Source organism: Thermomonospora sp. CIF 1, from assembly GCF_001896795.1.
Lineage (GTDB): Bacteria > Actinomycetota > Actinomycetes > Streptosporangiales > Streptosporangiaceae > Thermomonospora > Thermomonospora curvata.
On record NZ_MOYN02000011.1, the window covers coordinates 41,980 to 61,272 of the forward strand.

The 19,293-nt window shown below is 71.0% G+C and carries 18 protein-coding genes and 1 tRNA gene; 12 read left to right on the top strand and 7 right to left on the bottom strand.

Annotation, left to right across the window (positions count from 1 at the left end):
- Nucleotides 1–104: 104 nt before the first annotated feature.
- Together BUE48_RS04860 and BUE48_RS04865 are read right to left on the bottom strand one after the other, a co-directional pair.
- Complete coding sequence (locus BUE48_RS04860; RefSeq protein WP_286989067.1) at nt 105–1,421, bottom strand: hypothetical protein; 1,317 nt, start codon at nt 1,419–1,421, stop codon at nt 105–107.
- Complete coding sequence (locus BUE48_RS04865; RefSeq protein ID WP_012851354.1) at nt 1,418–1,939, bottom strand: SigE family RNA polymerase sigma factor; 522 nt, start codon at nt 1,937–1,939, stop codon at nt 1,418–1,420. Before BUE48_RS04865 ends, BUE48_RS04860 begins: the two co-directional genes overlap by 4 nt.
- Before the next feature lie 98 nt (nt 1,940–2,037).
- On the opposite strand from BUE48_RS04865, the gene rsmA reads away from it, so the two are divergent.
- From rsmA to BUE48_RS04895, 6 genes are all read left to right on the top strand, one after another.
- A complete protein-coding gene (gene rsmA / locus BUE48_RS04870; protein ID WP_286989069.1) occupies nt 2,038–2,988 on the top strand; it encodes a 16S rRNA (adenine(1518)-N(6)/adenine(1519)-N(6))-dimethyltransferase RsmA in 951 nt (316 codons plus the stop codon).
- Nucleotides 2,918–3,961, top strand: coding sequence for a glycoside hydrolase family 26 protein (locus tag BUE48_RS04875; RefSeq protein WP_041439327.1), 1,044 nt, complete (start codon nt 2,918–2,920; stop codon nt 3,959–3,961). Before rsmA ends, BUE48_RS04875 begins: the two co-directional genes overlap by 71 nt.
- Before the next feature lie 29 nt (nt 3,962–3,990).
- Nucleotides 3,991–4,902 carry a 4-(cytidine 5'-diphospho)-2-C-methyl-D-erythritol kinase gene (locus tag BUE48_RS04880; RefSeq protein ID WP_041440911.1) on the top strand — a complete coding sequence of 304 codons (912 nt, stop codon included), beginning with the start codon at nt 3,991–3,993 and terminating at the stop codon, nt 4,900–4,902.
- Between the two features lie 114 nt (nt 4,903–5,016).
- Nucleotides 5,017–5,310 carry a hypothetical protein gene (locus tag BUE48_RS04885; protein WP_286989071.1) on the top strand — a complete coding sequence of 98 codons (294 nt, stop codon included), beginning with the start codon at nt 5,017–5,019 and terminating at the stop codon, nt 5,308–5,310.
- Nucleotides 5,311–5,389: 79 nt separating this feature from the next.
- Entirely contained in the window at nt 5,390–5,683 is a 294-nt protein-coding gene (locus BUE48_RS04890) for a hypothetical protein (RefSeq protein WP_012851359.1), read from the top strand.
- 183 nt (nt 5,684–5,866) lie between these two features.
- Nucleotides 5,867–7,633 (top strand): ABC-F family ATP-binding cassette domain-containing protein, encoded by a 1,767-nt coding sequence (locus BUE48_RS04895; protein ID WP_012851360.1) that lies wholly within the window; start codon nt 5,867–5,869, stop codon nt 7,631–7,633.
- Between the two features lie 321 nt (nt 7,634–7,954).
- Here the strand turns inward: BUE48_RS04895 and BUE48_RS04900 are convergent, their stop codons facing one another.
- Entirely contained in the window at nt 7,955–8,455 is a 501-nt protein-coding gene (locus BUE48_RS04900; RefSeq protein ID WP_012851361.1) for a MarR family winged helix-turn-helix transcriptional regulator, read from the bottom strand.
- Between the two features lie 363 nt (nt 8,456–8,818).
- Between BUE48_RS04900 and BUE48_RS04905 the strand changes: the two genes are divergently transcribed.
- Nucleotides 8,819–9,703 (top strand): trans-aconitate 2-methyltransferase, encoded by an 885-nt coding sequence (locus BUE48_RS04905; protein WP_012851362.1) that lies wholly within the window; start codon nt 8,819–8,821, stop codon nt 9,701–9,703.
- A 178-nt stretch (nt 9,704–9,881) separates the two neighbouring features.
- On the opposite strand, the gene BUE48_RS04910 is transcribed toward BUE48_RS04905, so the two are convergent.
- The 3 genes from BUE48_RS04910 to BUE48_RS04920 all read right to left on the bottom strand — a co-directional run bounded on the left by BUE48_RS04910 (nt 9,882) and on the right by BUE48_RS04920 (nt 12,316).
- Nucleotides 9,882–10,160, bottom strand: coding sequence for a hypothetical protein (locus BUE48_RS04910; protein ID WP_012851363.1), 279 nt, complete (start codon nt 10,158–10,160; stop codon nt 9,882–9,884).
- Between the two features lie 366 nt (nt 10,161–10,526).
- Nucleotides 10,527–11,225, bottom strand: a complete 699-nt coding sequence (locus BUE48_RS04915; RefSeq protein ID WP_245536979.1) for a TetR/AcrR family transcriptional regulator — start codon at nt 11,223–11,225, stop codon at nt 10,527–10,529.
- Between the two features lie 143 nt (nt 11,226–11,368).
- On the bottom strand, nt 11,369–12,316 hold the full coding sequence (locus BUE48_RS04920; RefSeq protein ID WP_286989075.1) for an acyl-CoA desaturase: 948 nt from the start codon (nt 12,314–12,316) through the stop codon (nt 11,369–11,371).
- Between the two features lie 572 nt (nt 12,317–12,888).
- Between BUE48_RS04920 and BUE48_RS04925 the strand changes: the two genes are divergently transcribed.
- Nucleotides 12,889–14,580, top strand: a complete 1,692-nt coding sequence (locus BUE48_RS04925; RefSeq protein WP_286989077.1) for a helix-turn-helix domain-containing protein — start codon at nt 12,889–12,891, stop codon at nt 14,578–14,580.
- A gap of 40 nt (nt 14,581–14,620) precedes the next feature.
- Here the strand turns inward: BUE48_RS04925 and BUE48_RS04930 are convergent.
- Nucleotides 14,621–14,693: transfer RNA gene (locus tag BUE48_RS04930), tRNA-Gln, on the bottom strand.
- Nucleotides 14,694–15,020: 327 nt separating this feature from the next.
- Here BUE48_RS04930 and glmU point away from each other — a divergent pair.
- The 4 genes from glmU to pth all read left to right on the top strand — a co-directional run bounded on the left by glmU (nt 15,021) and on the right by pth (nt 19,140).
- Nucleotides 15,021–16,472, top strand: coding sequence for a bifunctional UDP-N-acetylglucosamine diphosphorylase/glucosamine-1-phosphate N-acetyltransferase GlmU (gene glmU / locus BUE48_RS04935; RefSeq protein ID WP_012851367.1), 1,452 nt, complete (start codon nt 15,021–15,023; stop codon nt 16,470–16,472).
- A 29-nt stretch (nt 16,473–16,501) separates the two neighbouring features.
- On the top strand, nt 16,502–17,479 hold the full coding sequence (locus BUE48_RS04940; protein WP_286989079.1) for a ribose-phosphate diphosphokinase: 978 nt from the start codon (nt 16,502–16,504) through the stop codon (nt 17,477–17,479).
- A gap of 239 nt (nt 17,480–17,718) precedes the next feature.
- Nucleotides 17,719–18,321: a 50S ribosomal protein L25/general stress protein Ctc gene (locus BUE48_RS04945; RefSeq protein WP_286989081.1), complete on the top strand. Its 603-nt coding sequence runs from the start codon at nt 17,719–17,721 to the stop codon at nt 18,319–18,321.
- A gap of 234 nt (nt 18,322–18,555) precedes the next feature.
- On the top strand, nt 18,556–19,140 hold the full coding sequence (gene pth / locus BUE48_RS04950) for an aminoacyl-tRNA hydrolase (RefSeq protein WP_286989165.1): 585 nt from the start codon (nt 18,556–18,558) through the stop codon (nt 19,138–19,140).
- Nucleotides 19,141–19,293: the final 153 nt, after the last annotated feature.

Consider the following 19,293-nt stretch of genomic DNA (forward strand, 5'->3'; position numbering starts at 1 on the left):
GGCAGCCATCCGGATGGCTTCCGGATGGCCGCCCGTATTGGCGGGGACCGGTGTTCACCCTGGTGCGCCCGGCCCCCGCGGACGGGTGCGCCACCCGGTGGAGGTCAGCGGATCTTCGCCAGATCCACCAGGACGTAGGAGTCCTTGCGGTCGATCGTGAAGAGCCGGTCATAGGGCTCCTTGACCGGGCCGGGCACGGAATAGCTGCCGTCCTTTGCGGTCGGCAGCTCCATCGCGCCCACCTTTCCGGTCTGCACGTCATAGAGCGCTATCTTCGGGGCCGGCCGGCCGTCCTTCCTGGACTCCAGCGTGTAAGCCAGGAAACGGTCGTAGGCCAGCAGACCGGGCTCGGGCGGGAAGGGCGTGACGCCTCGCAGGACGCGGCCCTGAGTGCCGTCCCGGCGCTGCAGATAGACCGGTGACTCGAGCTCCGGCCCCGTCCGCTTCTGCGGCGGGGTCCGGTAGCCCACGCACCAGGTGATGCCGCAGTTCCACGGCCCGGGAATCCGGGCCAACGCCGCGGTCTGCGTCCGCCCGGTCCGCAGGTCGCGCAGCGTGCCGTGGTAGCGGTCGCCGGCTTTGCCCTCGCCGAACTCGCTCGGGCCCGGCGCGCCGATCCAGGGCCATGCCAGCACCTGGAACCCGGCGCTGCCGGGCACCTTGCCGGCCGGGCCGCCGCTCAGGGGAACCTCATACACGCCCTCGGGAGACCCGCCCCACTCGCCCATGGACCAGTAGATCTTGCCGCCGCCGATGGTCAGCAGCCGCACGTCCTCCTGCCCGCGGCCGCGGTCCATGGCGGCGACCCGGCGGCCCTCACCGCCGCCCAGCGGGGCCGCCCAGATCTCGATGACGCCCCGCCCGGCGGTCCTGCGCTTGATCCACCAGGCCACATGGCCGCCGCCCACGGAGAAGTCCGAAGGGAAGACGACGGCGTCAGAAGGCACGGGCACCCGGATGGCCCCGGTGACCCGGCGGGCATCGAGGTCATAGGTCAGCAGCTGGTCGGTCTTTTCGAAACCGGACTCGGTGGCCACCAGCAGCCTGGTGTCGTCCAGCAACGTGATCGGCCGGTAGCGGCGGCCGCCCGGCAGCCGGTCGGGGACGGTCCGCACCGCCTGCGGCCACAGCCGCTCCAGCGGGACCGGTTCGGGCGGCGCGGCGGGCGTCAGCGGGCCGGGGGTTGCGCGCATGGCGGGCTGCGCCGGGTCCGGGGCGTCCTTGGAACCCACCGCGGAGACGACGGCGCCGGAGCCGCCGATCACCGCCAGCGCCGCCACCGCGGCCAGCCCCGCCCGGCCACGGCGCCGGGACCGGTGCCGCCGCTCCACCCGCTGCAGCAGGTCCGGCTGCGGGGCCGGCGCGTCCTGCGCGGCGGCCTGCAACGTCGCCCTCAAAGCTTCGGTCAGTTCGTCGGTCATCGTGGGCTCCCGCTCTCGGCACGGTCGGGGGACGGCCGCCACTGCGCGCGGAGCTTGTCCAGGGCGCGTGCGGCCTGGCTGCGCACCGTCCCCCGGGAGATGCCGAGCGTCGCGGCGATCTCCTCATCCGACATGTCCTCGTAGTAACGCAGCACCAGCACCGCCCGCTGGCGGCGGGGAAGCGCCGTCAGCAGGTCCCATAGCCGCGGGTCGTGCTCGGCCCGCTCCAGGCCCCGCTCGATGTACCCCGCCTCCGGCAGCTCGCCGACCGGACGCTCGCGCCTGCGCCGCCGCCAGACGCCGATGTGCTGACGCGCCATGATCGTCCGCACATAGCTTTCGGGGTCGCGTTTGTTGACGACCCTCGGCCAGGCGGCGCGCAACCGCACCAGGCTCTCTTGGAGCAGGTCGGCGGCGTCGTGGGGGTCACCGGTCAGCACGTAGCCGTAGCGGAGCAGCGACTGGGCACGGCTGGTCACGAACGACTCGTAGGTCGCGCCGTCATCGTCCACAGGCATCCTTTCTGTCGCCTCCAGGACGCGCCAGGGGCCCGAGCTGTTGCACGATCCCCCGGCGGGCGGCACGGGCAGGGCCGCGGGGCTGGGACACTGGGCCGGTGGGGGACTCACAGGTGTTGCTGGGCCCGGCCGAAGTACGTGAGCTGGCCGCGCGGTTGGGCGTGCGGCCCACCAAGACGCTCGGGCAGAACTTCGTCATCGACGCCAACACGGTGCGCCGCATCGTCCGCGAGGCCGACCTGGACGAGACGGACGTGGTGGTCGAGGTGGGGCCGGGGCTGGGCTCGCTCACCCTGGCGCTGCTGGAACGCGTGCAGCGGGTGGTCGCCATCGAGATCGACCCGGTGCTGGCCGGGCAACTGCCGCACACCGTGCGCCGGCGGGCGCCGCGGCTGGCCGGCCGGCTGGAGGTGGTGCACGCCGACGCGCTGCGCGTCACCGAGCTGCCCGGCCCGCCGCCGACCGCCCTGGTGGCCAACCTGCCCTACAACGTCGCCGTCCCGGTGGTGCTGCACCTGCTGGCGGCCTTCCCGACGCTGCGCCGCGGCCTGGTGATGGTGCAGGCCGAGGTCGCCGAACGCCTGGTGGCCCGGCCCGGCGGCAAGGTCTACGGGGTGCCGTCGGTGAAACTGGCCTGGCACGCCCACGCCCGGCGGGCCGGGCCGGTGGGACGGGCGGTGTTCTGGCCGGTGCCCAACGTCGATTCGGCCCTGGTGGCCTTCACCCGGCGCGCCGAACCGGTGGCGCAGGTCTCCCGCGAAGAGGTCTTCGCGGTGATCGACGCGGCCTTCGCCCAGCGCCGCAAGACGCTGCGGGCGGCGCTGGCGGGCTGGGCGGGCTCGGCCGAGGCGGCCGAACGGGTGCTGCGCGCCGCCGGAGTGGACCCCAAGGCCAGGGGAGAGGCCCTGGATGTGGCCGCCTTCGCCCGCATCGCCCAGTATCGTCCTCTCATCGCTGTGGACGAACCTACGGAGGAGCATGGTGAAGGGGCGGTCGCGGGTCGTCGGAGCGATGATGCTCGCGGCGGTGCTGGCGCTGCCGGCCTGTAGTGGGGACACCAAAGCCGCACCGAAGATCCAGACCACGGCCCGTCCCGGGGTCGCGCCCGTCCCTCCGGCCAAGGGCGCCTACTTCGGGGCCTGGGTCGATCCGGACGGCGCACGGCCGTCGCCGTCGGCCTCACCGTCCCCCGCTGCCGCCGACCCCGACCGGGCGCAGGTGGCGGCGGTCACCGAGTTCGAACGCGACATGGGACGGCGGCTGGACATCGTCGCCGCCTACCGCTCCTGGAAGCAGCGCTTTCCCCGCGACTCTGACAGGGAGCTGGTGAGCGGCGGCCGCCACCTGCTGCTGACCTGGTCCGGAACCGACACCCGCGAAATCGCATCCGGTGAGCACGACGCCCACATCCGGCAGCGGGCCCGGGCCATCCGGGAGCTGGACAAGCCGGTCTTCTTGCGCTGGCAGCCCGGCATGGACGCCGAGAAGGTCCGCGAGCGGATCCACTCCCCGCAGGACTTCACGGCCGCCTGGCGGCGTCTGCGGGAGATCTTCCGGCAGGAACGGGCCGACAACGTCGCCTGGGTGTGGTCGCCGACCGCCGCCGGTTTCCGCAGCGGCGCCGCCACCGCCTACTACCCCGGCGACGACCAGGTCGACTGGATCGCGGCGGACATCTACCCCGGCGGCACCTACGCCTACCGGGACTTCTCCGAGGCCGCCCGCTTCTTCATGGAGTGGGCCCGCGAACACCCCAAGCCGATCATGATCCCGGAGTTCGGGGTGCCGCGCGCCTACGGCAAGCGCCGCGCCGAGTGGCTCCGCAAGACCGCCACCTACCTGCAGGACCCGCAGGTCAAGGCGGTCGTCTACTACCACTCCGACGACGATGCCGAAGACGCCGGCGACCGCCGCCACATGTATGCGCTGACCGGCGACCGCCCGGCCGCCTCGGCGCTGCGGGAGATGGCCACCACCCCCTTCTTCAACCCCCGCAGCCTCCCGGTCACCACGGGACGGTGACCGGCGCGCCCGCCGCGCCCGATACGATCATGGCCGTGACAGCTGTGACCGTCCGGGTGCCGGCCAAGGTGAACCTGCAGCTGGCCGTGGGGCCGCTGCGCGCGGACGGCTACCACGACCTGGTCAACGTCTTCCACGCCGTCTCCCTGTTCGATGAGGTGACGGCCGAGCCCGCCGACGAGCTGACCGTGACGGTGCGCGGGGAGTCGGTGGAAGGCGTGCCGGTGGGCGAGGACAACCTCGCCGCCCGCGCCGCCCGGCTGCTGGCCGAGCGGATCGGCGCGAGGCCGGACGTGGCGTTGACCATCCACAAGACGATCCCGGTCGCCGGCGGCATGGCCGGCGGCAGCGCCGACGCCGCCGCCGCTTTGGTCGCCTGCGCCCGGCTGTGGGACGCATCCGGCGTCCGCCTTGCGGACCTGGCCGCGGACCTGGGCAGCGACGTGCCGTTCGCCCTGCTCGGCGGCACCGCGATCGGCACCGGGCGGGGCGAGGTGCTCACCCCCGTCCCGGTGGGCGGCCGCTTCCACTGGGTGTTCGCCCTCGCCGACGGCGGCCTGTCCACCCCCGCCGTCTACGCCGAGTGCGACCGGCTGCGCGAGGCGGCCGGGCAGCGGGTCGGCCCGCCGCGCCGCTCCCAGGCCCTGCTCGATGCGCTGGAGCGCGGGGACGCCGAAGCCCTCGGCGCCGCCCTCGCCAACGACCTGCAACCGGCGGCGCTGTCGCTGCGCCCGTCGTTGCGCCGCACCCTGCAGGCGGGCCGGGAGGGCGGCGCGCTCGGCGCCCTGGTCTCCGGCTCCGGCCCGACCTGCGCCTTTTTGGCCCGTTCGGCCGGGCACGCCGCCGAGCTGGCCGCCGCCTTGTCCGAGGCCGGCCTGGTGCGCGCGGCCGTCAGCGCCCATGGCCCGGTGCCCGGCGCCACCGTCGTGGCCGGCGGGTGAGGCCCGGGCGAGCCGCCCCGCGGATTTTCCGCCCGTGAACTTCCGGGCGTCGTGCACCATCGAAAGGTGCGTATCCGGCGAGCAGCGCCGGAACCGGCTTCCGGGAGGATGCGGATGTGGACTTTCGTCGTGGCGGGCGCCGTCGTTTTCCTCATGCTGCTGCCGATGGCGCTGGCCGGGATTTTGGCGTTCTTTCTGATCCGCAAGATCCGGAAGACCGTGCCTCCGGTCTCCCCGTACTCGCCGGCCGGCTACGGCCACAGGGGACGGTGGGGCGGACCCCGGCCGTGGGGGCCCGTTGACGTCGGCGGCGGCTTCTCCTCCTCCTTTTCCAGCGGTGATAGCGCTTTCCAGGACTTCTCGTGCGACAGCGGCTCCTCCGACGGCGGATCGTCCTCCTGCGACTGAGCCCGCTTGCGGCCGTCTGCGCCGGAACCGATGACTTTCCGGCCCCGTCCAAAGCGCAACCGGACCAGTTGGAGGAACCATGCCGGGCATCGCCGTCGTGTCGATCCTCACTTTCGCCGCGCTGATGTCGCTCGCCACGGTCGTCCTGCTGGGCGTGCGGCGCAGGCGGCGGGCGCGCCGCTTGCAGGCCGAGCCCTGCTCCGAAAGCACCGCGTCCCGCACCACCGAACGGCGGGATGAGCCGTACGGATCGGGCGCATCGGACATCCGCCCCGTCGTCCCGGTGATCTGCGACCCCGGCCCCACCACGGTGGTCTCCGACACCGGCTCCAGCGTGACGGTCTGCGATGCGGGCGGCGCCGTGGGGTGCTGACGGCCGGGGAGACGGCGCCGCGCCTTCTGCGAGCACGCCGTTCCCGCAGGCCGCATCCGGGACGTCGCAGGTCGGGGACGACGCCGTGGCCTGTGACGACGTGCTTTCGGGCAGCGCCGGGGCTCCCGTCCGGGCCCGCTGAGGCCACGTGGGGAAACAAGGCCCACTAGCCTGGGTGGTGCCGTGAACTTGATCAGTCTTGAGACCGTCAGCAAGTCCTACGGGCCCAGGCCGCTGCTGCAGGAGGTGTCCCTCGGCGTCCACGACGACGACCGGATCGGCGTGGTCGGCCGCAACGGCGGCGGCAAGAGCACCCTGATCTCCCTGCTGACCAAGCGCATCGAGCCCGACGCCGGGCGGGTGACGCACGCCCGCGGGCTGCGGCTGGGATACCTGGCCCAGCGGGACGAGTTCGCCCGCGATGCCACCGTCGCCTCCGTGGTCCTGGGGGACCGGCCCGAGCACGAGTGGGCCGGCGACACTCGCATCCGCGACATCCTGTCCGGGCTGCTGGCCGACGTGCCGCTGCAGGCACCGCTGGCCGGCATGTCCGGCGGCGAGCGGCGGCGGGTCGCGCTGGCCGCCCTGCTGGTGCCCGATACCGACCTGCTGGTGCTGGACGAGCCCACCAACCACCTGGACATCGAGGCCATCGACTGGCTGGCCCGCCACCTGAAGGCCCGGCGCGGCGCGCTGGTGGTCGTCACCCACGACCGCTGGTTCCTGGACGAGGTCACCGAGCGCACCTGGGAGGTCGTGGACGGCCGGGTCGAGCGCTACGAGGGCGGCTACTCCGCCTACGTGCTGGCCAAGGCCGAACGCGCCCGGCTGGCCGCGGCCGCCGAGGCCAAGCGGCAGAACCTGCTGCGCAAGGAGCTGGCCTGGCTGCGCCGCGGCCCGCAGGCCCGCACCTCCAAGCCCAAGTTCCGGGTGGAGGCCGCCCAGGCGCTGATCGCCGATGAGCCGCCCCCGCGCGACAGCGTGGAGCTGACCCGTTTCGCCACCGCTCGGCTCGGCAAGACCGTCCTGGACCTGGAGGACGTCTCGCTGGAGCTGGCCGGCCGCACCCTGTTCCACCGCCTGACCTGGCGGCTGGGCCCCGGCGACCGGGTCGGCCTGGTGGGGGTGAACGGCAGCGGCAAGAGCACCCTGCTGCGCCTGCTGGACGGCGCGCTGGCCCCCACGGCGGGCCGGATCGTCCGCGGCCGCACCGTCAACCTCGCCCACCTGACGCAGAACCTGGAGGAGCTCGACCCGTCCCGGCGCGTCCTGGAGTCGGTGGAGGAGATCCGCCGCCGCATCACCGTGGGCAAGCGCGAGTGGACCGCAAGCCAGCTGCTGGAGCGGCTGGGTTTTCGCGGCGAGGCCCAGTGGACCCCCATCGGCGACCTGTCCGGCGGCGAGCGCCGCCGCCTGCAGCTGCTGCGGCTGCTGATGGGCGAGCCGAACGTGCTGCTGCTGGACGAGCCCACCAACGACCTGGACATCGAGACGCTGACCGAGCTGGAGGACCTGCTGGACGGCTGGCCGGGCACGCTGGTGGTGGTCAGCCACGACCGCTACTTCCTGGAACGCGTCACCGACCATGTCGTGGCCCTGCTCGGCGACGGCCGGGTGAGCCTGCTGCCCGGCGGGGTGGACGAATACCTCGCCCGCCGCCGCGCGGCCCAAAGCGAGCGGGCCCGCGCCTCTTCCTCCTCCTCGGCGCCGCCGGCCAAGGCGAAGGCCAAGCCCGCCGCGCAGAGCTGGAAGATCAAAAAAGAGCTCGACCGCATCGAACGCCGCCTGGACAAGCTCGCCCGCCGGGAGGCGGAGCTGCACGAGCAACTGGCCGCCCACGCCACCGACTACGAAAAGCTCACCGAGCTCAACGAGCTGCTCAAGGCCGTTCAGGCCGAGACCGCCGAGCTTGAGGAGCAGTGGCTGCTGCTGGCCGAGGAGACCGGCTGACCTGCTCGGCGAGCGCCCGGTCTGCGGCAGGACTCCGGCCGCGGGGGCCCGGGCGTGTTCGCCCAGCGGTGCCGGGCAGGCGGCGGCGGTTTCGTCGCGGGCGCATGCGTTCGGGGTTCGGCCGGGGGAGAACGGCGTTTGCGGGGCCTTGACGGCCGGGGAGATCGTCGGCGGGCGCCGCATGGGCATGTCCCGCAAGCCGCGAACTCGCCCCACCGCGCCCGCCGCGACCGGCGGGGGCGCGCCGCGTGACCGTCGCTCACGAGTGCCGCAGGGGCTCACCCCCGGCCATGGCCGTGGGAGGCGCACCGCCCCGGGCGGTCATGGGTTCGGCGGTGCGTCGAAGGGGGCCAGCAAGGTGCGCAGCAGGTTCGCCAGCGTCTCGCGGTCCGATGGGCTGAGGCCGCTCAGGAGGTCGTGTTCGCGGGCCAGCAGGTCGGCGAAGGCCGCGTCCACCCGGGTGCGTCCCCGGTCGGTCAGCCGCACCTGGACGCCGCGCTTGTCGGCCGGGTCGGGGTGGCGGCGCACCAGACCGGCCGCCTCCAGCCGGTCGATCCGGTTGGTCATCGTGCCGGACGTCACCAAGGTGGCCCGCAGCAGCTGTCCCGGGCTCAGCTGGTAGGGGTGGCCGGCGCGGCGCAGCGCGGTCAGCACGTCGAACTCCCAGGGCTCCATGTCGTGCGCCGCGAACACCGCCCGCCGGGCGCGATCCAGGTGCCGGGCGAGCCGGGAGATGCGGCTGAGGACATGCAGCGGCTGGACGTCCAGGTCCGGCCGTTCGGCGCGCCAGGCCGCGACCAGCCGGTCGACCTCATCCTCCATGGCAGGGAGCCTACATGTCTCGACATCAAGAAGATTGCCCTGATGCCGTGTCACGGTCTCCCGGCGGACGGTGCCCGGGGCGGCCGATCCGCCGGGATGCCGCGCCTGCGTCGCTTCCCGGAAGCGTCGCCGACCACCTTGAGGAGGGCGCGCGCCGTTCGCCGGCGGGAGTGGGCGGGGCGCCGTTCGCTCGGCACTGCCGGTCCGTTTCCGCGGCCCGGTCGGCGGATCTGCGCCGGATTGTCCTGTGATCAACGTTTCCGCGTGCCGGAAAGCCCGTTCGGTAACCCTGACGTGCGGTTTTTGATTTCTCGGCGCAAAGATACTTGACATCAAGATATTTGCGGGCCATGCTCTGTCTTGATGTCGAGAGAAGTCGTCGCGCCGCAGCACGGGCCCGTCCTGTGGGACCCCGCGCAGTACGGCCTTTTCGGAGCCGAGCGCGCGCGCCCGTTCGGCGAGCTGATCGCCCGCATCCCCCTGGCGGCGCCGCGCCGCGTGGCCGACCTGGGCTGCGGGACGGGCGAGCTCACCTTGCTGCTGGCGCGCCGGTGGCCCGAGGCGACGATCGACGCCATCGACATCTCCCCACAGATGATCACCGCCGCCCTCTCCGGTGCGGACGTCCGCACCGACGGGCAAGCCGGCACCGCGCTCGGCGGCCGGGTGCGCTTCGCCGTGGCGGACGTGCGCGACTGGCGCCCCGCCCGGCCGGTGGATTTGATCGTCTCCAACGCGGTGCTGCACTGGGTGCCCGGCCACGAGGAGCTGCTGGCCCGCTGGGTGGACTGCCTGACGGCCGGGGGATGCCTGGCCTTCCAGGTGCCGGGCAACCATGACGCGCCCAGCCACACTCTGCTGCGAGAGCTGTGCCGGTCCGCGCGCTGGCGGGACCGGCTCGCCGACGCGCTGCCCGACCGTCCGGTGCGCGACGCGGCCGGCTACCTGGACCTGCTCAGCGGACTCGGCTGCGCCGTGGACGCCTGGGAGACCACCTACCTGCAGGTGCTCGGCGGCCCGGACCCGGTGCTGGAATGGGTCAAGGGCACCACACTGCGTCCCGTGCTCTCCCTGCTCGACGAGGAGGAGAGCGGCGAATTCCTCGCCGAGTACGCAAAGCTGCTGCGCCGGGCGTATCCGCCGCGGCCGAACGGCACGGTCTTCCCGTTCCGGCGCATCTTCGTGGTGGCCCGCCGCCTTGGGAACGAGGCGGGCACCGCCTCGAGCCGGGCGGGCCCCTCGCCCTGAGGTTTCCCGAGCGGGGTGCCGCCCATCCGCGCGGACGAGGTGTTTCGTTTCCCCTGCGGTGTGCCCGTTGCGCGATGGGCGGCACCCGTGATGATCCCGGACTCGCGACCCGAGCCCGGCGACCCCTGGCCGGCGGCCGCCTGGACGAACTTCGGACGGCCGCCGGCATGACACCCTCTCACGGCGGCGCCTTCTGCCACTGCGACAGCAGCTCGTGCAACCGGTCGAGCAGCCGGCGCAACTGCCGGATGTGCTCATGCCGCCGCGCGGCGCCCGCGAACGCACAGGCCGGTGCGCGCTGGGCGTCCAGCAGCACCCACAGGGCCTCATCGACGGCGCTCAAGAACGCCGTGGCGCAGTCGTCGGCCGGGGTATCGCGCTCATCGTGCGGGCTCCGGCGAGCAGCGGCGCGGAAACCGCCCGATTCCTCCCAGCGGTGACCGGTGAACGAGTCCATGACGACCTCCCAGATTCGAATGTGTGTTCGAATCTAAGGGTGAGGTGTGACATTTCCTCGCTGGGCCAAGGCGCTGCGTTCCACGCGGCCGCAGGGAGCACTCGGGCGGACCCCGGCCCTCTCCCGGAACCGAAACCGATGCGGCCCACCCGTCTTCGGACATGGCCGCACCCCGCCCTCGTTCTCCGTCCCGGAAATGAAAAAGGCCGCCACACCCCACAAGGTCGGAGTGCGGCGACCGCAGCGGGCCCCACACCTTTCCGGCGCAGCCGGGAACGGGAACCTCGGCCTCACCTCGTTCCCCTCACCGTCGCCGCCGCCCGCACCATGGCGTCCGGCCTGCGGAGACGGTGAGGTGGAAGGGCTTCAGCGCTCCTCGGCGACGTCCTGGGGATCCTCCTCCGGCGGCCGGGCCGGCTCGGCGGCCTGCTCCTCAAGGTCGCCCCGGCGCGCCTTGCGCTGCGCCTTCTCCGCGCGGGCCGCCGCCTTCTCCTGCCTGGCGGCCTCCTTCTCCCGCAGCCGCTTCAGCCGCTCCCGTTCCTTACGGCGCCGCTTGGGATCCAACGTGGGACGCTGCTCCAGGCCCGACAACCCGTTCCAGGCCAGGTTCACCACATGCGCGGCGACCTCCTCGCGCTTGGGCTTGCGCGCGTCCAGCCACCACTGCCCGGTGAGCGCCACCATGCCGACGAGCATCTGCGCATACATCGGAGCGTGCTTGTCGTCATAGCCGTGCCGGTCGAACTCCCGCGCCAGCAGGTGCTCCACGTGGCTGGCGATCTCGCTCAACAGGCTGGCGAAACTCCCGGTGCCCGTCCCGCCGTGGGAGTCGCGCACCAGGATGCGGAAACCGTCGCTGCTCTCCTCGATGTACTGCAACAGCGCCAGCGCGGCCTTCTCCAGCTTCTGCCGGTAGTGGCTGCCCGCCATCAGCGCCTCGGTGATCAGACCGAGCAGTCTTTCGAACTCCCGGTCCACCACCACCGCATACAGACCCTCTTTGCCGCCGAAGTGCTCGTAAACCACGGGTTTGGAGACCCCCGCCGCAGCGGCGATCTCCTCCACCGAAGTCCCCTCGAGCCCTCGCTCGGCGAAGAGGGTCCGGCCTATTCCAAGAAGCTGCTCGCGTCGTTCCTTGCCAGTCATCCTCTTACGGCGAGAGCGCGGGGCGGGTTCAGTCACAGGTCAATTGTCCCGTGAACTGGGCCTCAACCAACCCGTTTGGCGGCCAGCCGCTCCTGATTGGGCCAGCGCACCGCCGTCGCCCAGCCGAGCTTCTCAAAAGCCCAGATGATCCGGGCGGAGATGTCCACCTGCCCCTTGAGAACGCCGTGGCGCGCACAAGTGGGGTCGGCGTGGTGCAGGTTGTGCCAGGACTCGCCCAGCGACGGGATGGCCAGCCACCACACGTTGCGGGACTTGTCGCGCGCCTCGAAGTGCTCCTTGCCGAAGGTGTGGCAGATGGAGTTGACCGACCAGGTCACGTGGTGCACCAGCGTGATCCGCACCAGCCCGGCCCAAAACAGCGCGGTCAGCGCGCCCTGCCAGGACCAGGTCAGCAGCCCGCCCAGCAGCGCCGGCAGCAGGAACGAGGCGGCCACCAGGGCCGGGAACCACCGCTGCACCCGCACGATGTCCCGGTCGGCCAGCAGGTCGGGCGCGAAGCGGCGCTTGGAGGTGCGGGCCCCGTCGAACAGCCAGCCGTAGTGCGCCCAGAACATGCCCTTGGTCAGGGCCTTCCAGTCGTTGCCGAACCGCCACGGCGAGTGCGGGTCGCCCTCCTTGTCGGAGTACTTGTGGTGCCGGCGGTGGTCGGCCACCCAGGTGATGACCGGCCCCTCGATGGCCATGCTGCCGGCCACGGCCAGCGCGATCCGCAGCGGCCGCTTGGCCTTGAACGAGCTGTGGGTGAAGTGCCGGTGGTAGCCCACCGTGATGCCGGCCGCCGTCACCAGGTAGAAGACCGCCATCAGCGCGATGTCCACCCAGCCCAGGAAGTTCCCCCAGGCCATCGGGACGGCCGCGAACAGGGCCAGGAAGGGCACACCGGTGAACAGCCCGATGAGGACCCGTTCTCCGGTGCCCGCGCGGTCTGGTTCGATGTCGGGAAGAGGCCGGCGGCCGGTAGGTGGGTCGAGTACGGGGGCTGTAGCCATGCGAAACGCTCCAGGTCGGGAACCTTACCTACGCCACCGTAACCTACGGAACCGTAGGTTGGACAGTGCTCTTCGGCAAAAACAGGGTGGCCTGTCTCCGAGGTCACATAGCGCCGGCCCGGCCGCACCCGCCGGGGGGACGGCCGAGGCCGCCCGCCTGCGCGACCGGCACACGCCACCGGCCCAGGTCTCCCTGACCGGGCCGCCGCTCGGCGATGCCTCCGGAGAACAGTCCTTCTCCCTCCGCGACGGAACGTCCTGCCTGGCACCCGGCCCGCCGCCCGCCTGCGGGGCGAGCAGACCGCATGAAAGAGGTCTGCTCGGTAAGCGAGCCGCTAAACCGGGACGGGCCGCATTGATCGGGTGATCTCGGTCAAGGTTCGCCAGGGGGTGCGTCAGCCCTCGGAGATCGTCGCGCCGCATCCCCTCCCGGCTCGGCCTCGCATCGTGACAACGCCATGCGCGCAGGGCTCTCCACGCTGCGGCGGCCTCCCCGCCGAGCCGCCCCGATGTGAACGCGTTAAGTGTGGAATCGGTCACAAAGTGTCAGATGTGTGCGCTACGGTGCGCATATGTCAAATGACCCTCGGTATGAAACCCTCCGCCGCAGGGCCGTCGCCCTCCGCCGCTCCGGCAAGTCCACCCGCCAGATCAGGGAAACCCTCGGCATTGGCAAAAGGCTGACCGCCGAGCTCGTCCGGGGCGAACCCCCGCCCGAGTGGACCAAACGCCCCAACGCCAAGGACGACCTGCGCGCCCGTGCCCGCCGACTGCGCGCACAAGGCAAGTCCTACAGCGAGATAGCCGCCGCCCTCGGAGTCTCCAAAAGCTCTTGTTCGCTGTGGCTGCGCGACATGCCCCGCCCGATCGACAAGGCAGAGCAGATCCGCCGCTCGGTCGAGGCCCGCCGCCGGTCCGGCCGGACCGGCGGCAAGACCCACGCCCGTCGCCTGGCGACCAAGCTGGCGGCCGCCCGTCAGATCGGCGAGCTCACCGACCGCGACCTCACTCTCGCCGGCGCGATCGCCTACTGGTGCGAAGGGGCCAAGAGCAGACCCGGCGCCCCGGGCGGCCGAGTGATCTTCACCAACTCCGATCCTGCTTTGGTCGTCCTGTTCTTGCGCTTCCTCGATGCGCTGGGGGTGGATCGGAGCCGTCTGAGGTTCCGGCTCCAGATACACGACACCGCCGACCTTGAGGAGGCGCACCGGTTTTGGGAGGAGACGGTCGGTGTTTCGGCGCGGCAGTTCGGCGAACCGACCATCAAACGATCGAATCCGGTGACGAACCGTAGAAACCTCGGGAAGGACTACCGCGGCTGCTTGCAGGTCGGCGTGCTGCGGGGCGCGGAGCTGTACCGGCGCATCGAGGGATTGGCGAAAGCAGTGCTACAGCAATCGGAGAACGATGGTTCCGGGGCGCTCTTCGCCGCACCGATGACGCGGCTTCGGGAGCGGGCGGTGGCGATGCGGCGCGCCGGGCACTCCCGGACCGACATTCAAAACCTCCTGGGCATACCCGATGAGGAACTTGTGGACGGACTGCTGGCCGTCCAGGCGCCCGCCCCGCGATGGGCCGCCGGGGCGGGCCGGCCGGAATCGCTGAAAGACCAGGCCAGGGAACTGCGAGCTCAAGGGTGGGGATACCGGCGCATCGCCGCACACCTGCGCCATCCGCGCGCCGAAGTCAGGGAATGGCTGCTGGGGGAGCGCATGAGGACGCGGGGGGACGGCGATCCTCGAACGGCCGGCCTGCGGGAGTACTGGAGGCAGCGGCGTGCGTACGCGCATGTCGCCCACCGGCTCATCGCCGAGCGGGCCGCGCGGGAGGTCCACCCGCTGAGCGAGCGGGAGCTGCTCCTGCTCGGCGCGGTCATGTACTGGTGCGAAGGGGGCAAGGACAAGACCTACCGCAGGCGGGAGCGGGTGTGCTTCATCAACAGCGATGCCGCCTTGGTGAAATTCTTCGTCGCTTTCCTCGAGTCCTGCGGAGTCGAGCGGTCACGCATGGCCATGCGCGTTCACATTCATCGGACGGGGGACGTCGAGGCCGCTCATGAGTTCTGGGCGAAGACCCTGGGCGTCGAACGGGACTTCTTCCGCAGCCCGGTGATCAAGCGACATGAACCGAAAACTTCATACCGGGACCGGGAGTATCGGGGGTGTCTCCAGGTGGACGTCCTGCGCAGCAGGGAGCTCTATTGGAAGATAGAGGGGTGGTTCCTGGGAGCGGTCCTCGGTGGAGAACCGGCGGCAAATAAATGAACTCCCCGAGGCCATTTCGGCCTCGGGGAGAGTGAAGAAGCTCCGGGAGGAGGATTCGAACCCCCACTTAACTGCACCAAAAACAGTCGTCCTGCCAATTAGACGATCCCGGATCGGTGAAGTCGAATTCTCTGTTATTCAATTGTTCGGCATCCGGCCCCTCGTCCCTCTCGGCAGAGACCGGGACCCTGTCCCATCATACCGACTGTGCCCTCTCTCTCCACCGTTTATACCGGGAGCGGCGGCCGCCGGGCGTGCCGGGACGAGCGGGCCTGCCGGAGGCGGGCAGGCGACAGTGCCGGGCGGGGCGGTATCCTGCAACTGTCGGGTGGCAGATGCCCCCTGCCCAGCGTGGGTGCAGGCCAGGGCGTCTTGGACAGCTCCATCGGCTGCCGAGCCCGACCCCTTCATCTACAGTCCGCGATGCCGAGGAGCCTCCTGTGAGTGCGCGCCGCCCGGCTGCCGTGATCGTCCTCGCCGCGGGTGAGGGCACCCGGATGAAGTCCCGCAAGTCCAAGGTGCTGCACGAGCTGTGCGGACGCAGCATGCTGGGGCATGTGCTGGCCGCCGCCGAGCAGCTGCGGCCCCAGCGCCTGATCGTGGTGGTCGGGCACCGCCGCGAGCAGGTGATCGAGCACCTGGCCGAGCACGCCCCGCACGCCGAGACGGTCGTGCAGGAGCGCCAGGGCGGCACCGGCCATGCGGTCCGCATCGCCTTGGAGCAGGTGGGCGCACTGGCCGGCACGGTGGTCGTCACCAACGGCGATCATCCGCTGCTGCGCGGCCGGACGCTGCAGGAGCTGGTGGACGCCCACGAGCGGGAGGGCAACGCGGCCACCGTCCTCACCACCGAGATGCCCGACCCCACCGGCTATGGGCGGATCCTGCGCGGCCCGGACGGCGCGGTCACCGCGATCGTCGAGCACAAGGACGCCGACGAGGCCCAGCGCGCGGTCCGCGAGGTCAACGTGGGCATGTACGCCTTCGACGGGACGCTGCTGGAGGCGGCGCTCAAGCAGGTGACCACCGACAACGCCGGTGGTGAGGAGTATCTGACGGACGTGCCGGCGATCCTGCGCGAGCAGGGGCACCGGGTGGGGGCGTTCACCGCGCCCGACTGGGTGGAGACCCAGGGCGTCAACGACCGGGTGCAGCTGGCGCAGGCCCGGCGGCTGCTGAACGCGCGGATCCTGGAGGAGCACATGCGGGCCGGGGTGACGGTGGTCGATCCGGCCAGCACCTGGATCGACGTGCAGGTCACCATCGAGCCGGACGTGGTGATCCATCCCAACACCCAGCTTCACGGCCGCACCCATCTGGCGGAGGACGCACAGGTCGGCCCGAACGTCACATTGACCGACACCTCGGTGGGCGCCGGAGCCGTGGTCACCAACGCGGTGGCCGTCGGCGCCGAGATAGGCCCGCAGGCCTCGGTGGGCCCGTTCGCCTATCTGCGTCCGGGCACCAGGCTGGCCCGCAAGGCCAAGGCGGGCACTTATGTGGAGATGAAGAACGCCGTCGTGGGGGAAGGGTCGAAGGTGCCCCACCTCACCTATGTCGGTGACGCCGAGATCGGGCAGGGCTCGAACATCGGCGCCGGATGTGTGTTCGTCAACTACGACGGGGTGAACAAGCACCGCAGCGTGGTGGGCGATCACGTCAAGATCGGCAGCGACAACATGCTGGTCGCGCCGGTGCGCATAGGCGATGGGGCCTATACGGCGGCCGGTTCGGTGATCGTCAGCGACGTCCCGCCGGGGGCGATGGCGGTCGCGCGCAGCCGGCAGCGCAACATCGAGGGGTGGGTCGAGCGCAAGCGACCCGGGACCCCCGCCGCGGAGGCGGCGCGCCGGGCCATGGAACGGGCCGATGAGGCCGGGTCCGGCGAGTGATTTTTCCATCGAGGGGGAGTTGTCTTCAGGTGAGTGGGATCAGGGCGAGCGGTGAGAAGAAGCTGATGCTCTTCTCCGGCCGGGCGCACCCGGAGCTGGCCAAGGAGGTCGCCGCCAATCTCCATGTCGAGCTGACGCCGACCGCGGCCTATGACTTCGCCAATGGCGAGACCTTCGTGCGCTTTTTGGAGTCGGTGCGCGGGTCGGACGCTTTTGTGATCCAGTCGCACACCGCGCCGATCAACCAGTGGATCATGGAGCAGCTGATCATGGTCGATGCGCTCAAGCGCGCCTCGGCTGCTCGGATCACGGTGGTGGCGCCGTTCTTCGGGTACGCGCGGCAGGACAAAAAGCACCGGGGCCGGGAGCCGATCTCGGCGCGGCTGATGGCGGATCTGTTCCAGACCGCCGGGGCCGACCGGCTGATCACGGTGGACCTGCACACCGCGCAGATCCAGGGGTTCTTCAACCACCCGGTGGACCACCTGTTCGCGTTGGAGCTGCTGGCCGATCACGTGGAGTCCAAGCTGGACACCTCGCAGGTGACGGTGGTGGCTCCGGACGCCGGCCGGGTGCGGGTGGCCGAGCGGTGGACCGACCGGCTGGGCTGCCCGCTGGCGATCATTCACAAGCGCCGCGACCCGGAGGTGGCCAACGAGGTCAAGGTCTTCGAGGTGGTCGGCGAGGTCGAGGGCCGCACGTGTGTGATCGTGGACGACATGATCGACACCGGCGGCACGATCGTGAAGGCGGCCGATGCGCTGTTCGAACAGGGCGCGGCGAAGGTGGTGGCGACGGCCACGCACGGGGTGCTGTCGGGCCCGGCCGTGGACCGTTTGAAGAACTCCCGGATCTCTGAGGTGATCTTGACCAACACCCTGCCGATCCCGGAGGAGAAGCGCTTTGACAAGCTGACGGTGCTGTCGATCGCGCCGCTGATCGCCCAGGCGATTCACGAGGTGTTCAGCGACGGGTCGGTGACCAGCCTGTTCGGCGGGCAGAGCTGACGGGGCGGCCGTGCCGGACGGCCTTGTGGCGTGGGGGCGTGCGGCGATCGGCTAGACTTGGTGATCCGTGTGTGCCCCGGGTCGTTGTAGTACGGCTCCGGTGTTGGACTCGCACTCCCCGGGGACCGCAGAGGATCTCACGAGGCGCTTGCCGCATTAAGCCTTCGCCTTGATACGCATTGTCCGTAACGGACGTCCCATGGGGACGGCCGTGGATCGCAACATGAGGAGTTTCCGCCGTGTCCGAGGTACGTATCGCCGCCGAGCCGCGCACCGAGTTCGGTAAGGGCGCCGCGCGGCGCACTCGCCGGGCCGGCAAGGTTCCCGCCGTCCTCTATGGCCACGGCACCCCTCCGCAGCACATCACCCTGCCGGGGCACGACCTGATGCTCGCTCTCAAGACGCCCAACGTGCTGCTGCGGCTGGAGGGCCTGCCGGGCGGTGAGGAGCTGGCCCTGCCCAAGGACGTGCAGCGGGACCCGATCAAGGGTTTCTTGGAGCATGTGGACCTGCTGCTGGTCAAGCGCGGTGAGAAGGTCACCGTGGAGGTGCCGGTGGTGGCCACCGGTGACGTGGTGGCGGGGGGACGGCTGGAGCAGCCGGTCATTCAGGTCGCCGTGGAGGCCGAGGCCACCCACATCCCCGAGACGGTGGAGGTGGACGTCTCCGGCCTGCAGGTCGGCGACTCGGTGCTGGCCAAGGACCTGAAGCTGCCGTCGGGTGTGGCGCTGGCCGCCGACGAGGAGACGCTGATCCTGCAGATCGCGGACGCGTCGGTGCCGGCCGGGGCGGTCACCGAGGAGGCCGAGGCCGAGTCCGGCGAGGAGGCGTCCGCCGAGTAACGGCACCGGCTGTCGGTGTGCATCGGCCCCCGTGCGGTCTCATCCGGCACGGGGGCCGCTTCATGGGCGAGCCTTTGCGGCACGTGGCCTTGGAGCCCGGGCGGTGTTCCGGGGTCGGTGACGTCGCGGGTCACGGTCCGTCCCGGCTGCGACATCCCCGCGTGCGACCTGCGGGAACGGCGTGCCGCAGAGGGCTCGGTGGGGCTGTGGCGCGGGAGGATCCAGGCGGGTGTGATGGAAGCGGATCTGTGGTTGGTGGTCGGGCTGGGCAACCCCGGTCCGGGCTATGCCGGCAACCGGCACAACGCCGGGTTCATGGTGGTGGACGTGCTGGCTGACCGGATGGGGGGCCGTTTCAGGTCGCACAAGACCCGTGCCGAGGTGTTGGAGGGGAGGCTGGCCGGGCGGCGGGTGGTGCTGGCCAAGCCGCGGTCGTTCATGAACGACTCGGGCGGCCCGGTGGCCCGATTGCGAGATTTCTTCAAAGTCCCCCTCGACCGGATAGTGATCGTCCACGATGAATTGGACATTCCTTATGGCACGGTGCGGCTGAAGCAGGGCGGTGGTGCGGGCGGTCACAACGGGTTGCGATCGATTAGTAAGTCGCTGGGGTCGCCGGATTATCTGAGGGTCCGTTTCGGGGTGGGCAGGCCGCCGGGGCGGATGGATGCGGCGAGCTTTGTGCTGCGGGACTTCTCGGTGGCCGAGCGCCGGGAGCTGGAGCTGCACCTGCAGGCGGCAGCCGACGCGGTGGAGATGCTGCTGGCCGAAGGACTGCAGGCGGCCCAGAACACGTATCATGCCCGCCCCACCCGCTGAGAGGCTTTGTTGCCTTCTGACATGTTTTGGTGGGTTGATCTAGAAAAATTACCAAGGATGGGGGATGTCACATTGTGGCCACTGGCTCACCTTGCGCACCTTAAGAGAGGCTTAACATGCTGGATGCGGCTGTAAATCCGAACGGCACGTGAA